Below are 14,594 nucleotides of genomic sequence, written 5' to 3' on the forward strand. Positions count from 1 at the left end.
CGTCACGCGAGCTGGTTGTTCCACATCGTCAGCGCCGAGCCGATCGCCATGTGCATGTCGAGGTACTGGTAGGTGCCCAGTCGTCCGCCGAAGTGCACGTCGCGCTCGCCCTTGGTCAGCTCGCGGTACGCGAGGAGTCCGGTGCGGTCGTCGGCCGTGTTGACCGGGTAGTACGGCTCGTCGGCGCGCGTGGCGAAGCGGGAGTACTCCCGCACGATGACGGTCTTGTCGGTCGGGTAGGTGTCGGCGCGCTCGGGGTGGAAGTGCTTGAACTCGTGGATGCGCGTGTACGGGGTGTCGGCGTCGGCGTAGTTCATGACGCTGGTGCCCTGGAAGTCGCCGATCGGCAGCACCTCCTGCTCGAAGTCGAGCGTGCGCCACGACAGCTCGCCCTCGGCGTAGTCGAAGTACCGGTCGACCGGGCCGGTGTAGACCACGGGCACCTGGCCGACGGTGGCCTTCTTGTTCAGCGGCTGCGACTCGTCGAAGTAGTCGGTCGACAGCTTCACGTCGATGTTCGGGTGATCGGCCATGCGCTCCAACCATGCGGTGTAGCCGTCGACCGGCAGACCCTCCCACGTGTCGTTGAAGTAGCGGTTGTCGTAGGTGTAGCGCACCGGGAGGCGCGAGATGACCTCGGCCGGCAGGTCTTTGGGGTCGGTCTGCCACTGCTTCGCGGTGTAGTCGCGGATGAACGCCTCGTACAGGGGGCGGCCGATCAGGGCGATCCCGCGCTCCTCGAGGTTCGTGGCGTCCTTGGCATCGAACTCACCGGCGAGCTCGTGCACGAGCGCCCGCGCCTGGTCGGGCGTGTACGCGGCCTGGAAGAACTGGTTGATCGTGCCGAGGTTGATCGGCAGCGGGAACACGACGCCCTTGTGGGTCGTGTACACGCGGTGCACGTAGTCGGTGAACCGCGTGAAGCGGTTGACGTACTCCCACACCGTCGGGTTCGACGTGTGGAAGAGGTGGGCACCGTAGCGGTGCACCTCGATGCCCGTCTCGGGCTCGTTCTCGGAGTAGGCGTTGCCGCCGATGTGGTGGCGGCGGTCGATGACCGTCACCTTGCGACCTGCGGCGGCCGCGCGCTCGGCGATGGTCAGGCCGTAGAAACCCGAGCCGACGATGAGAAGATCCATGCGGAGAAGCGTCTTTCGTGTCGACGGATGCGCGGAGACGGTGCCGCGACCCGTCCAGTCTAAACGGCGGCCTCGCCGACGCCTTCAGGGGCGGGTCAGGGACCGTCCGTTAGCATGACTGACTGTCGTCCAGCGAGAAATGGGAGTGCATGAGCGATTCCTGGTCGGTGATCGTGATGCCCGTCATCGTCTCGATCCTCGCTCTCACCGTCCCCGGAATCGTCGTCCTCGCGGCCGGGTGGGGCGTGCGTCGCCTGCGCATCCTGGCTCTGGCCCCGGTCGTGTCGATCGCGATCCTGGCAGTCTCCGCCACCGTGGCGCCCTTCGTGGGTCTGGGGTGGTCGCCGCTGCCGGTGGTGATCCTCACGGTCGTCGCCGCCGCCGCCGCCTTCGGCCTGGGCCGCTGGGTCGGCCCCGAACGCGACGACCGCACCCCTCCGTCCACCGCGGTGTGGGGCGTGGTGGCGCTCGGCATCGCGGCCGTCGTGATCGCGCTGCAGCTCGCCGTCGTCTTCGGCGGGCCGGCGCACATCTCGCAGACCTTCGACGCGATCGTCCACCTCAACACCGTCGCCTTCGCCGTCGACACCGACAACGCCTCGGCCTTCCACATCGGCGCGACATCCGACATCGGGTTCTACCCGAACGGCTGGCACACCGTCGCAGCCCTCGCGGCCAACGTCACGGGAGTCTCGGTCCCCCTCGCCGTCAACGCGGCCAACATCGCGCTGTCGGCCGTGGCCTGGCCGCTGTCGGTCGTCGCGCTCAGCACGGCCCTGCTGTCGGAGCGCACCGCGGTCGTGGTGAGCTCCGCGGCGCTGTCGACCGGATTCGGCGCCTTCCCGATCCTGCTGATGTTCTTCGGCGTGCTCTACCCCAACGCCATGGGCTACGCGGTGCTGCCCGGCGGCGTCGCCGTCGTGGTGCACCTGCTGCGCAGCCGCGGCCTGCCCGCCCGCGCCCGCGCCACCGTGCTGCTGCTCGTCGCCTCGGCGGGGGTCGGGTTGTCGCATCCGAACGCGTTCCTCGGCATGGTCGCCCTCGGCGCGGCGATCGTCGTCGTCGAGCTGCTGACCACGGCGATCTCGTTCCCCACCCGCCGCCGGTGGATGGCGACGGCGGCGATGCTGCTCGGACTGCTGCTCGTGCTCGCGGTGCTGTGGCGGGTCATGCGCACCAACGCCGAGATGTCGCGCTGGCTGCCGTGGCAGACCACCGCGCAGGCCCTCGGCGAGGCGCTGCTGCTGTCGCCCCACGGCTACACCGTCACCGTGACGATCTCGCTCCTGCTGCTCGTCGGCGTGGTCGCGATCGTCCGGCGCCCGCGCCGCCTGGTGATCGCCGGCCCCATGGTGGTCGCCACCGTGCTGTTCGTGCTGGTGTCGGGCACCGCCGCGGGCAACCCGGTGCGCGAGCTGCTCACCAACCCCTGGTACAACGACTCCTTCCGCTTGGCCGCACTGCTCCCCGCCGCGGGGATCCCCGTCGCGGTGCTCGGCGCGATCACGCTGGTCGACCTCGCGGCGCGATCGCTCCAGCGCGCCCGCGCGGCGCGCGGCCTGCGCGTGGCCATCGCCGCGGTCGCTGCCGTCGTCGTCTTCTCGGTCGGGGTGAGCCCCAACATCGTCCGCGCGGTGCAGGACGCCCGCGGCGCCTACGCGCTCGACGCGGGTTCGCCCCTGCTCACGGCCGATGAAGAGGCCCTGCTCGAGCGCCTGCCCGAGACCACCCCCGCCGACGCCGTCATCGCGGGCAGCCCCTGGACCGGCACGTCGCTCGCCTACGCGATCGGCGAGCGCGAGGTGCTGCGCAAGCACGTCTTCGGCGCGTTCGGGCCCGACGAGGAGCTCATCAACAACGCCCTGCGCGACATCGACAGCGACCCCCGGGTGTGCGAGGCGGTCGATCGCCTCGGCGTCGACTACGTCCTCGACTTCGGTGCGCAGAACGTGTGGAACAACCCCGGCGTCGGACTCGACCGCCAGGGACTGTACGGCCTCACCCCGTCGGAGCACCTCGTGCTCGTCGACCAGCAGGGGCCCGCCGCACGCCTGTTCCGCATCGAGGGCTGCTGAGGTGCCCCGCTCCTCGACGGTCGCCGTCGCCTACGACTGCCTCTTCCCGTACTCCACGGGCGGGGGCGAGCGGCAGTACCGCGCCTTCGCCGACGAGCTGGGGCGGCGGGGCCTCGAGGTCGACTACCTCACCGCCGTGCAGTGGGAGGGCGCGACCCCCGTCGAGGAGCGCTTCCGCATCCGTCCCGTCACCGGCCGCCTGTCGCTGTACTCCGCCGACGGCGTGCGCCGCATCCCGGCGGCCCTGCGCTACGCCGCCGCACTCTTCCGCGCCCTCGTGCGTCGGCGCCGGCGCTACGCCGCCGTCATCGTGAGCGGACTGCCGATCTTCAACGTCTTCGCCGCGCGCCTGGCGCTGCTCGGCTCCGGCACGCGCCTGGTGGTCGACTACCTCGAGGTGTGGCACCGCCGCCAGTGGGTCGAGTACTCCGGCGCCGTCACCGGCACGATCGCGTGGGTGCTGCAGCGCGCGGCGATCGCGATCACGCCCCTCGCGACCTGTCACTCGCAGCTCAGCGCCACGCGCCTCCGGCGCGAAGGGCTCCGCCGCCCGCCCGTGGTGAGCCCGGGCCTCATCGACGGCGCCGTCGACGTGGCGGCCCCCTCCCCCGCGACCACGCCGCCCTACGTGCTGTACGTCGGTCGTCACATCCCCGACAAGCGCGTCGAGGCCCTGCCCGCCGCCGTCGCCGCCGCCCGCGCGGGAATCCCCGACCTGCGCCTGGTCGTGCTGGGCACCGGACCCAGCTCCGACGCCGTCCGCGCCGAGGTGCACCGCGTCGGGGGCGACGAGTGGACCGACTTCCCCGGCTTCGTCTCGGATGCCGAGCTCGACACGCTCCTGCACGGCGCTCTGTGCCTCGCGAACCCGTCGCGTCGCGAGGGGTACGGACTCGTCGTCGTCGAGGCCAACGCCCACGGCACGCCCGTCGTGCTCGTGGCCGACGAGGGAAACGCCGCCACCGAACTCATCGACGACGGCGTCAACGGCATCGTCGCCCCCTCCATCCGACCCGACGACCTCGCCCGGGCGATCCGGGCCGTCGCCGACGGGGGTGACGACCTGCGCCGCACCTCGCGCGCCTGGTACGACACCGCCGTGGGCACCCGCACCATCCGCCGCACCGTGGAAGGGATCCTCTCGGCACTGCCGCTGCCGACCCCCGCCGCGGTGAAGACGAAAGAAGACACCCCGTGACCACTCCCGACTCGACGGACGTCGAGCTGACGATCCTCATGCCGTGCCTCAACGAGGCCGAGACGCTGGAGGTCTGCATCCGCAAGGCGCAGGGCTTCCTCGCCCGCAGCGGCATCCGGGGCGAGGTGCTGATCTCCGACAACGGCAGCACCGACGGCTCGCAGGCCCTCGCCGAGCGCCTGGGCGCCCGCGTCTCGCACGCGCCGCGGCGCGGCTACGGTGCGGCCCTCATCAACGGTATCGAGACCGCGCGCGGGCAGTACGTCATCATGGCCGACGCCGACGACAGCTACGACTTCGAGAACCTCGAGCCGTTCGTCGAGCGCCTGCGCGCCGGAGCCGACCTGGTGATGGGCAACCGGTTCCTCGGCGGCATCGCCCCGGGCGCCATGCCGCCGCTGCACAAGTACCTCGGCAACCCGGTCCTGTCGTTCATCGGGCAGCTGTTCTTCCGACCGGGCATCCGCGACTTCCACTGCGGCCTGCGCGGCTTCAACCGCGCGCGCATCCGCGAGCTCGACCTGCAGACCACGGGGATGGAGTTCGCCTCCGAGATGGTCGTGCGCGCGTCGCTCGCGCGGTACCGCATCGAAGAGGTACCCACCACGCTGAAGAAGGACGGGCGTTCGCGTCCTCCCCACCTGCGCAGCTGGCACGACGGCTGGCGCCACCTGCGGTTCCTGCTGCTGTTCGCCCCGCGCTGGCTCTTCGTCTACCCGGGCCTGGTGGCGTTCTTCCTGGGTGCCATCACCGTCGGCGTCCTGTCGTTCGGCGGCATCGAGATCGCCGGGGTCGGGTTCGACGTGACGACCATGGTCTATGCGAGCGCGCTGTGCGTGACGGGGTTCCAATCGCTGCTGTTCTTCTGGCTGACCAAGCTCTACGCCACGCAAGAGGGCTTCCTCCCCACCAGTGAGCGGTATCGGCGGATCGTGGCGAGGTGGTCCGCCGAGCGCGGGCTCCTCATCGGCGTCGGCCTGTTCCTGCTCGGCATCGTGATCGCCATCGTGCAGGTCTCGCTGTGGGGCAGCCTCGACTTCGGCACCCAGAACGCTGCCCAGGCGGTGCGCATCGCCGTGCCCAGCGCGCTGACGATCGTCCTGGGCTTCCAGACGGTGATGATGAGCTTCTTCTCGGGCGTGCTCACCACGCCCCGGCGCGAGCAGCGCCCCGAAGCCGTCATCGAGAGCTGATGGCCGACCGACGCATCCTCGTCGATCTGCTCGGCTTCACCGGGTCGCGCGGAGGCACCGAGACGTATGTGCGCGAGCTTCTGCCGCGCCTGGCGGAGCGCCTGCCGCACGTGCGCTTCGCCGCCCTGACGGGCCGCGTCGGCGCCGAGCGCGTGTCGTCGTTCTTCCCGGGGCACGTGCAGACGGTGCCGTGGGTGGGCGCTGACCCCGCGACGTGGGCGCTGGGTGCGGTCGCCGCCACCGGCCCCGTCGCCCGTCGCGGCCGCGCCGACCTCGTGTGGGCGCCGGCGAATTTCGGTCCGGTGTTCCGCGGTGTCCCGCGCGTGGTGACCGTGCACGACGCCATCTACGACGAAGTGCCGGGCGGCCTGGCCCAGCGGGCGCAGCGCGCGGTGACCTCCACGCTCATGCGCCGGTCGGCCCGCACGGCCGACCGCGTCCTCACCGTCTCGCACGCGGCCGCGGCCAGCATCTCGGCGCACCTCGACGTCGACGCCACGCGCATCGACGTCGTGCACAACGGCAGCACCGCACCGCGTCCGGTCGCCGATCCCGCCGGCATCCTGGCGCCGCTCGGCCTGCCCGCTGACCGGCCGATCGTGCTGAGCGTGGGCAACCGCATGCCCCACAAGAACTTCCCCGGTCTGCTCGCCGCCTGCGCCACCATCGACCCGGCCGTGCGCCCCGTCGTGGTCGTCGCGGGCAGCCGCCTGCCCGACCCGCTCGCCGAAGACGTGCGGCGACTCGGCCTCGAGCGCGACGTGGTGCTGCCCGGGTGGGTCAGCGACGATCAGCTCGAGGCGCTGTTCCAGGTCGCCGACCTGTACGCGTGCCCCTCGCTGGTCGAGGGCTTCGGGCTGCCGGTGGTCGATGCGCTGCGGCGCGGCGTCGCCGTGCTCGCCCACGACGTGCCCGTGCTGCGCGAGGTCGGCGGCGACGCCGCCCGGTACGCCGATGCGACGGATGCCGCCGCCTTCGGCGCCGCGATCACCTCCGCGCTGACGACGCCGCCGGATGCCGCCATGCGGGCCGACGCACAGCGGTGGGCGTCGCGCTTCACGTGGGACGACGCGGCCGACGCCACCGCCGAGGTGCTGGATCGCACGCGCGGGGAGCGACGACGGTGAAGGTCCTGCTCGCGCGCCTGATCGGCTTCGGCACCGCCCCGATGATCGTCGCGGTCGTACCGCTGCTCGTGCTGCCGATCGCGGCGCGCATCCAGGGCGCCGAGGGATGGGCGGCGATCGGAACGGGTCAGGCGCTCGGCAGCCTGTTGGCGATGATCTCGAGCTACGGCTGGAACGTCGCCGGCGGCGCCCGGATCGCGATGGCCGAGCACGACGAGGCGCGTCGCGACGTCTACGCGCACAGCTTCTGGTCGCGTCTGGCCGTCTTCGCCGTCGTCGGCGGCGTGACGGCCGCGATCGCCGCGGCCCTCGTCGGCGGGGCGTTCGGCGGGGTGGCCGCTCTCGTGGTGCTCGCGACGGGGCTCACCGGCCTGACGATGTCGTGGTACGCCGTCGGCACCGGCCGGGCGCGGATGGTGCTGTGGTTCGAGGCGATCCCCATGGCCGTGTTCACGGCCGCGAGCGCCGCGATCATGCAGCTCACCGGTCAGCTGGTGGCGTATCCGCTCATGATGATCGCGGGCGTGCTCGTCGGTCTCGCCGCGCTGCACGTGCACATGTACGGCCGCGTGGTCCCCCCGTTCCACGTCGGCGGCATCGGACGCAGCTTCCGCGAGAACCTGCCCCTCGCCAGCGCCGACGGCCTCGGCGGCAGCTACACCACCGCGCCGGTGCCGATCGCGCAGGGGGTCGTGGGCACGCAGGCCGCGGCCGAACTCACCTCGGCCGACAAGCTGTACCGGGTCGGCCTCACGGCCATCCTCATCGTGGGCAACACCCTGCAGAAGTGGGTGCTCGAAGCCTCGTGGGAGGCCGGCCGCACCCGCCGCCACCTCGTCGCGCTCGCGCTGCACCTCGTGGTCGGCGTGATCGGCCTGCTGGTGCTCGTGCTGCTCGGACCCTGGCTCACGGCGGCGTTCCTCGGCGAGGCGGTGGCCCCTCCGGCATCCATGTTCCCCGCCTACGGCGTGACGTACCTGATCATCTCGCTGACGACGCCGCTCATCCGCAACGTCCTGGTGCCGGCGGGCCGCAACCGCGTCGTGCTGCTGGCGATCGTCGCTTCGGCGAGCGTCGGCCTTCCGGCCATGTTCGTGCTCGGCGCGACCCTCGGCGCGACCGCGATCGTCTGGGGTCTGGCCGTGTCGGAGGTCGTGGTGCTCACGGTCGTCGGCATCGCCGCGACCCGCGAGATCCGCGCGCAGCGCAGGCTCCTCACCCGCGGCTGAGGGCACGGCCCGGGCAGACGCACCGACCGCGGCGGCTCAGCGCGCGGCGTTCCCGCGCCGACCGCCCGTGACGCTCCAGAGCGCCGCCCCGAGCAGATGAACGACGGCGGTGCGCGGGGTCGTCTCCGAGCGACGGACGGCCCCGAGAACGGCGCGCACCGTCGCCCCGGCCCGCCGGCGACGGCCGAAGGCGGCGGCGAGCCCGCGCGCGACGGGGGTGTCGACCCGAGCGCGCAGAGCGTCGGTCATGGCTTCGGCCCAGCCGGCGTTGACGACGTAGAGCGAGCGGGCGAGGGCGCGCGGGCCTCCGCCCTCGGCGGCGAGCGCCGCGCGGCGTCGTCTCAGCGTCTCGCGCCAGCCGAGGCGCGCGGCATCGGCCTCGCCGAGCACGTTGGCGGTGTGCTGCACGTAGTCCTGCACGACCCGGTCGACCACGCGGGTGCCGTCGGTCGCGGCGGCGCACACGGCCAGCCAGTGATCGTGTACCTGCGCGGGTCCGGGGAGGGCGGGGAAGGGCAGGGCCACGTCGAGCAGCGACCGGCGCAGAACGCAGAGGGCGCCCGAGAACTGGTTCTCCAGCACCAGCGAGGTCGCGTCCACCTCGCGCCGCGCCGTGGATGCCGTGACCACCACGCCCTCCGGATACGTCACCACGCGCGCCTGCCCGCTGACGAGCGCCGCGTCCTGCAGCGCCGGCACGAGGGTGGCGAGCTTGTCCGGCATCCAGACGTCGTCCTGATCGCTCAGCGCGACCCACGCGGCGTCGGCGGGCACCGCGGCCAGTCCGCGTTCGAAGTTGCGGTAGAAGCCGACACGCTCCTCGAACCCGATGACCTCGAACCTGTCGTCGTCGCCGACGGCGTCGATCATCTGCGCGCGCACCGCGTCGGAGCCGCCGTCGGCGACGACGAGGCAGCGGAACGCGCCGAGCGTCTGCGCCTGGAGCGAGCGCAGCTGCCGGGCGAACAGCTCCGCCGGGGGCCGGTACGCCGCCAGCACGATGTACCCCTCGATCGGGGCGGCGGCGGGGTCGGTGGGGGTCATGGGCGGGTGCGCCGGGGAGGCGGTCCCATCGTACCGACCCGGGTCGACCACGGGTGCGGTCGTACACTGGGGGCTCATCCCCCGTGCTGCCCTCCGGGTGCCGGTGTCCGAACGAAAGGCCGGTCGCGCATGAGTGCCGATCCCGAGATCGACATCGTGATCCCCGTGTACGGGGGCTGGGACTTCGTGCGCACGTGCGTGCGCGCGGCGCTGGACCAGAGCGTCGCGGCACGCGTCATCGTCGTCGACGACCGCTCGCCCGACGACACCGCCGACCGCATCGAGCAGGCTTTCCCCGAGGTCACGCTGCTGCGCAACGAGGTCAACCTCGGCTTCGCCCGCACGTGCAACGTGGGCATGGCGGCGGGAGACGCACGCCTGGTCATGCTCGTCAACAGCGACGTCGTGCTCGAGCCCGGCGCGGTCGCTGCGGCGATCACCGCGCTGCCCGACGACCCGGCATCCCGCATCGGCAGCGCCGCGACCCTGCTGCTCGCCCCCGACGGCTCGGTCGACTCGTACGGCATCGTCGCCGACGTCACCGGCGCCGGCTTCGTGCGCTTCCACGGCGCGCCCCTCTCGGCGGTGCACGCCAGCGTTCCGCCCGTGCTCGGTCCGTACGGCGCGGTCGCGGTCTACCGCCGCGCCGCGCTCGACGAGGTGGGCACGTTCGACACGAACATCTTCATGTACGGCGAAGAGCTCGACCTGGCCTTCCGCCTGCGCGCGGCGCGCTGGGGCTGCGTCGCGATCACCGAGCCGGTGGGCACGCACCTCGGCGGGGCGAGCGCGGGCACCGAGTCGGAGCGCCAGCGCCGGTTGTCGGGGTTCGCCCGCGGCTACCTGCTGCGCAAGTACGGCGTGCTGCGTTCGCGGTGGGGACTGCGTGCCGTCGCCGTCGAAGCGGTGGTGTCGGTCGCGCGCCTCGTGCTGCGGCGCGACCTGGTGTCGCTGCGCGGCCGCATCGAGGGGTGGCGCCGCGGTGCGCGGGCGCCCCGACTCCCCCTGCCGCTCGACGCCGTCGACGCGACGATCGATCTGCGCACCTCGCTGCGCATGCGCGGCGACGGCTACTGGGTCGAGCGCGCCTGACCCCGTCGGCCGCACCGCCGGTCGCTCCGTAAAATCGGACGCATGCTGTCCGCTCTCCGTTCGCGCGTGCGCGCCGCGCGCGACCTCGCTCCCCTGCGCCCCCTGGTCGCGCGCCTCGACCGCGTCTGGTGGGCGCGCGTCATCCGGCGGGCGGGCATCGTCGACCTCGACTACGTCCGCGCGCAGACGGGTTCGCCGCTCTCCGAGGCCGCCGCCGTGCGCCGCTACGTGAACGGCGGATACCGCGACGGCCTGCGCCTGTCTCCGCTGTTCGTCGACACCGCGGTCGGCGACCACCTCCCCGAGGCGTGGCGCGTTCCCGCGCTGTACGCCTATCTCGTCGCCGACCCGCGAGGTCTGCAGGTGAGCCCCCTGTGGGATGCCGTCGCGTACGGCACCCGTCATCCCGACGCGTGGGACGCCCCGGGAGGACCGGTCGGACACGCCTGGCGCCGGCGCGAGGCCCACTCGCTGCCCTACGGCCCCGCGGCGGAACCCGCGGTCGCGACGTGGTCCGAGCTGTCGCGCACGATCACCGCGGCGGCGTCTCGCGCCCGCGTCGGCGGAGAGGTCGCCGCGACGGCGGGTCGCACTCCCCTCTCCCGAGAGCTGCTGCTCGCCCTCGGCCCCGAGGAGTGGGACTTCGACGAGTCGATCGCCGAGGCCGTGCGCTTCGCCGACGTCGACGGTCAGGGCGTGGCGATCGCCGTGCTCGACGACCGCCCCGAGGACTGGACGCTCGCGTCGATCATGGCCGCGTCGCACCCGCGCGTCCGCATCGGTCGGCGACGGCACGACGACGCCGCGCGCGCCCTCGACGAGCTCGTGCAGACCTCGACGGCCGAGGTGCTGGTGCTGCGGGGCCCGAACGAAACGCTGACCGCCGCCGACGCGGTGGTCCTGGCGGCACGCGTCGCCGCGGAACCGTCGGGAACGGTCGTCGCCCCGGTCTGGCGCGACGGCGACGGCACGATCGCCGCGGTCGGAGCGACCTCCGAGGGGCGGTTCCTGGCCGGGCACCCCGTCGAGGATCTCACCGCCCTCTCCCCCGCCACGATGCTCGAGGTCCCGGCCCTGGCGGGCCTCACCGTCGCCGTCCGTCGCGCCGACATCGACACCGCGCTGCGGGGCCCGGATGCCGCGGGACGCCTCGGCACGCGCGCGCTCGTCGCCCTCGACCTCGAGACGCGTACGCGCTCGCGCGTCGCCGACCCCACCGCGCCGACCCCGGATGCCGGCTCCCGCACTCCCGGATCCGCCGGCCGCGAGGCGGTGTCCGCCGACGCGCCGCGTCCTCTCGCCGGTGCCGACGACCTCCTCCGCCGCGCGGGGTGGGAGCGCACGCGCTCCGGTCCGCTCCCCCGGGTGCGGCGCCCCCGGCGCACGATCGAACTCGCCGACGGCACCGAGGTCCCCGTGCTGCGCTGGGCCCTGCGGACCGCGACACCGGTCGGCGTGCGAGCCGAGGGATGGGGCGACACGCACTTCGCCCGCGCCCTGGCCGGGGCACTCCGCCGGCTGGGGCAGGAGGTCGTGATCGACTCCTATGCCGCTCGCACGCGCTCCACGCGGCACCTCGACGACGTCACGGTCGCCCTGCGGGGCCCCGAACCCCTCGAGGCCTCCCCCTTCGGCGTCTCCCTGCTGTGGGTCATCAGCCACCCCGACGAGATCACCGCGACCGACGTCGCGGGCTTCGACCGGGTCTTCGCGGCCTCCGCCCCCTGGGCCGCCGCCACCGGCGCCAAGCTCGGCGTCGCCATCACGCCCCTGCTGCAGTGCACCGATGCGACGCGTTTCCGCCCCGAGGGGCGCGAGCGCGGCGACGACATCCTCTTCGTGGGCACGGCGCGCGGCATCCTGCGCCCCTCGATCGTCGAGCCCATCCGCGCCGGCATCCCCGTCACCGTCATCGGTCCCGATTGGCGCGGCTGGATCCCGGCCTCGCACATCCGCGCGACCGGTGTGTCGAACGACGACCTGCCGGGCCTGTACGAGAGCGCCGGTGTGGTGCTGAACGACCACTGGCCCGCCATGCAGCAGCGGGGGTTCATCGGCAACCGCCTCTTCGACGTGGTCGCCGCGGGCGGCCGGGCCATCAGCGACCGGGTCGAGGGGATCGACGAGCTGTTCGGCGGCGCCGTCGCCACCTACGACGAGGTGCCCGAGCTCATCCGCATGCTCTCGGGAAACCTGGATGCCGTCTTCCCCGACGCCGAGGCGCTGGCCGCGGCCGGCGCGCGCGTGCGCGCCGAGCACTCGTTCGACGCCCGGGCGCGCACCCTGCTCGACGCTGCCGTACGCGCCTGGGAGGCGCAGCCGCGACGCTGACCCGCGGGAGCGGGTCGGCGGGGGCTCAGCGGAAGCGCACCTCGGCGGGGACCGACCCCAGCGAGTCCGACCGGCCGTGCACCGTGAACTCCGCGCCCTGCATGAGGGCGTGCGAGGTCGACTCGCTGATGCCGTGCAGGTTCGCGTTGACCCAGTAGCTGCCCGGGTTGAAGCGGGCGCTGTCGACGTCGATCTCGACGGTCGTCGTCTCGCCCTCGTGGAGGGCCGGCAGCGAGGTGCCCAGCATGCTGGTGTTCGACGCCAGGGCCAGCAGACCCGACGAGGTGTCGATGCTGAAGCCGAGCGCCCACTCATCGAGCGTGCGCAGGCCCCGCACGGTCACACCGACGCGGAAGGACTCGCCCGTCTGGAAGTCGTTGGAGCGGGTGCCGTCGGCCGCGCGAACGTCGACCGCGACGATCTCCGCCGCCCGCAGCACCTGCTCGGGGCGCGCGGACACCTTGCCGGATCCTTCTTCGAGCAGCTCGCGGAAGCGCTCCACGGCGGCCTCGGCGAGGCCGTCGAACGCGACCCGGCCCTTGTCCATGAGGATCACCCGATCGCACAGCTCCTCGATCTGGTCGAGGGCGTGCGACACGATGATGATCGTGCGTCCCTGGCGCTGGAACTCCTTGATCTTGTCGAGGCATTTGCGCTGGAACTGCTCGTCGCCCACGGCGAGCACCTCGTCGACGAGCAGGATGTCAGGGTCGGTGTGCACGGCGATCGCGAACGCGAGGCGCACGAACATCCCCGACGAGTAGAACTTGACCTGGGTGTCGATGAAGTCGCCGACGCCCGAGAAGTCGAGGATGTCGTCGAAGCTCGCCCGGGTCTCTTCCCGGCTGAGCCCGAGCACCGAGGCGTTCAGGTAGACGTTCTCGCGACCGGTGAGGTCGGGGTGGAACCCGGCACCCAACTCGATCAGAGCCGCCACGCGCCCGCGCTGCTTCACGTCGCCGGAGGTCGGCTGGATGATCCCGCCGATGACCTTCAGCAGCGTGCTCTTGCCCGAGCCGTTGTGCCCGATCAGACCGATGGTGTTGCCCGCGCGGATGTCGAGGCTCACGTCGCTGAGCGCCCAGAAGTCCTGGCGGTGGCGACGGCCGGCGCGGCCGAGCGTGACGAGGCGCTCCTTGATGGAGGTGTCCTTGCGCACGACGAACCGCTTCGACACGTCGGTGAGCACGACGACCTCGGGGCGCGCCAGGGCGGGGGTCACGTCAAACGACATATCGATCACAGTTCCTGGGCGAAGTTGCCCTGAAGGCGCACGAAGACACGGTGGCTGAGCACGAGCAGAACGAGACCGATGAGCAGTGCGACGGACATGCGCAGCACGAGGTGGGCGGGCTGCTCCAGACCGTCGCCCCCGAGCCAGAACGCTCGTTGGAATCCGAGCACGGCGAGGGTCAGCGGGTTGTTCGTGTAGATCTCCAGCAGCGTCGGGCTGGTGATGATCTGGCTCGCGAGGTGCCAGGCGTACAGCACCGGCGAGAGCCACATGAGGAGCATGGTGACGACCTCGACCAGGTACTGCACGTCGCGGAGGTAGACGTTCACCGCCGAGAAGAAGAGCGAGAAGGCCAGACCGTAGACGAGGATGAGCAGCAGCGAGGGGACCGCGTAGACGATCTGCCAGTGCAGCGGCGGCTTGCCCGCGATCACCGTCGCGACCAGCAGCACGCCGAGCTGGATGAGGAAGTTGAACAGGGCCGATCCGGTCGCCGCGAGCGGGAAGATCTCGCGCGGCATGTACACCTTCTTCACGACACCGCCGTTGGCGATGATCGACCCGGTGCCACCCACGGCGATCTCCTGGAACAGGCTCATCGCCGTCAGGCCGGTGAAGATGAAGATGGCGAAGTCCGGGATGCCGCGCGCCGCGCCCAGAAACTGGCCCAGCACGACGAAGTAGATGCCCAGCAGGATGAGGGGGCGGATGAGCGCCCACACGAATCCGAGCGCGGAATCCTTGTAGCGCGCCTTGATGTCGCGCTTGACGAGGAGGTCGAGCATCTCGCGGCGCGCGAAGATGTCGCGCAGCGTCGTCCAGAGCGATGCGAACCCCAAGCCGGGGGTGACGCCGACGGAGCGCATCGGCATCTCCGCGAGGCGTGCGAAGCGCGCGTTATCCGCGGAGGATGAGGAACTGGACATGGGGAC

Annotated in this window: 11 protein-coding genes; 7 read left to right on the forward strand and 4 right to left on the reverse strand. The window is 72.2% G+C overall.

The genetic code is table 11. The features are described from left to right. Nucleotides 1-2 precede the first annotated feature (2 nt). Nucleotides 3-1,139, reverse strand: a complete 1,137-nt coding sequence (glf, locus tag BJP65_RS04640) for a UDP-galactopyranose mutase (RefSeq protein ID WP_070408373.1) — start codon at nt 1,137-1,139, stop codon at nt 3-5. Nucleotides 1,140-1,288: 149 nt separating this feature from the next. Between glf and BJP65_RS16475 the strand changes: the two genes are divergently transcribed. Genes BJP65_RS16475 through BJP65_RS04665 form a run of 5 tightly spaced genes read left to right on the forward strand, consistent with a single transcriptional unit; the run spans nt 1,289 to nt 7,961 of the window. Beyond that, nucleotides 1,289-3,214, forward strand: a complete 1,926-nt coding sequence (locus tag BJP65_RS16475) for a DUF6541 family protein (protein WP_070408374.1) — start codon at nt 1,289-1,291, stop codon at nt 3,212-3,214. Nucleotide 3,215: 1 nt separating this feature from the next. After that, the gene (locus BJP65_RS04650; protein ID WP_070408375.1) at nt 3,216-4,412 is read left to right on the forward strand and encodes a glycosyltransferase family 4 protein; all 1,197 of its coding nucleotides are present in this window, start codon (nt 3,216-3,218) and stop codon (nt 4,410-4,412) included. Further along, nucleotides 4,409-5,605, forward strand: coding sequence for a glycosyltransferase family 2 protein (locus BJP65_RS04655; protein ID WP_082516491.1), 1,197 nt, complete (start codon nt 4,409-4,411; stop codon nt 5,603-5,605). The genes BJP65_RS04650 and BJP65_RS04655 overlap by 4 nt, the downstream gene beginning before the upstream one ends. Then, complete coding sequence (locus tag BJP65_RS04660; protein WP_070408376.1) at nt 5,605-6,732, forward strand: glycosyltransferase family 1 protein; 1,128 nt, start codon at nt 5,605-5,607, stop codon at nt 6,730-6,732. The genes BJP65_RS04655 and BJP65_RS04660 overlap by 1 nt, the downstream gene beginning before the upstream one ends. Next, entirely contained in the window at nt 6,729-7,961 is a 1,233-nt protein-coding gene (locus BJP65_RS04665; protein WP_055834496.1) for a lipopolysaccharide biosynthesis protein, read from the forward strand. The genes BJP65_RS04660 and BJP65_RS04665 overlap by 4 nt, the downstream gene beginning before the upstream one ends. Before the next feature lie 36 nt (nt 7,962-7,997). Here the strand turns inward: BJP65_RS04665 and BJP65_RS04670 are convergent, their stop codons facing one another. Further along, nucleotides 7,998-9,005, reverse strand: a complete 1,008-nt coding sequence (locus BJP65_RS04670; protein WP_070408377.1) for a glycosyltransferase — start codon at nt 9,003-9,005, stop codon at nt 7,998-8,000. A gap of 129 nt (nt 9,006-9,134) precedes the next feature. Between BJP65_RS04670 and BJP65_RS04675 the strand changes: the two genes are divergently transcribed. Both BJP65_RS04675 and BJP65_RS04680 read left to right on the forward strand, forming a co-directional pair. Further along, a complete protein-coding gene (locus BJP65_RS04675; protein WP_070408378.1) occupies nt 9,135-10,097 on the forward strand; it encodes a glycosyltransferase family 2 protein in 963 nt (320 codons plus the stop codon). 42 nt (nt 10,098-10,139) lie between these two features. Then, nucleotides 10,140-12,428 (forward strand): glycosyltransferase, encoded by a 2,289-nt coding sequence (locus tag BJP65_RS04680; RefSeq protein WP_070408379.1) that lies wholly within the window; start codon nt 10,140-10,142, stop codon nt 12,426-12,428. 25 nt (nt 12,429-12,453) lie between these two features. Here BJP65_RS04680 and BJP65_RS04685 read toward each other — a convergent pair whose 3' ends face one another. Both BJP65_RS04685 and BJP65_RS04690 read right to left on the reverse strand, forming a co-directional pair. Continuing rightward, nucleotides 12,454-13,662 carry an ABC transporter ATP-binding protein gene (locus BJP65_RS04685; protein WP_070409845.1) on the reverse strand — a complete coding sequence of 403 codons (1,209 nt, stop codon included), beginning with the start codon at nt 13,660-13,662 and terminating at the stop codon, nt 12,454-12,456. A gap of 5 nt (nt 13,663-13,667) precedes the next feature. After that, nucleotides 13,668-14,588, reverse strand: a complete 921-nt coding sequence (locus BJP65_RS04690) for an ABC transporter permease (RefSeq protein WP_070408380.1) — start codon at nt 14,586-14,588, stop codon at nt 13,668-13,670. Nucleotides 14,589-14,594 lie beyond the last annotated feature (6 nt).

Origin of the sequence: Microbacterium sp. BH-3-3-3 (assembly GCF_001792815.1) — a bacterium.
In the GTDB taxonomy this organism is placed as follows: Bacteria; Actinomycetota; Actinomycetes; order Actinomycetales; family Microbacteriaceae; genus Microbacterium.

Bases quoted from the DNA above. Each gene is read 5' to 3' on its own strand.
- BJP65_RS04675 (WP_070408378.1), top strand. From the start codon at position 9,135: ATGAGTGCCGATCCCGAGATCGACATCGTGATCCCCGTGTACGGGGGC.
- BJP65_RS04660 (WP_070408376.1), top strand. From the start codon at position 5,605: ATGGCCGACCGACGCATCCTCGTCGATCTGCTCGGCTTCACCGGGTCG.
- BJP65_RS04680 (WP_070408379.1), top strand. From the start codon at position 10,140: ATGCTGTCCGCTCTCCGTTCGCGCGTGCGCGCCGCGCGCGACCTCGCT.
- BJP65_RS04685 (WP_070409845.1), bottom strand. From the start codon at position 13,662: ATGTCGTTTGACGTGACCCCCGCCCTGGCGCGCCCCGAGGTCGTCGTG.
- BJP65_RS16475 (WP_070408374.1), top strand. From the start codon at position 1,289: ATGAGCGATTCCTGGTCGGTGATCGTGATGCCCGTCATCGTCTCGATC.
- BJP65_RS04690 (WP_070408380.1), bottom strand. From the start codon at position 14,588: ATGTCCAGTTCCTCATCCTCCGCGGATAACGCGCGCTTCGCACGCCTC.
- glf (WP_070408373.1), bottom strand. From the start codon at position 1,139: ATGGATCTTCTCATCGTCGGCTCGGGTTTCTACGGCCTGACCATCGCC.
- BJP65_RS04670 (WP_070408377.1), bottom strand. From the start codon at position 9,005: ATGACCCCCACCGACCCCGCCGCCGCCCCGATCGAGGGGTACATCGTG.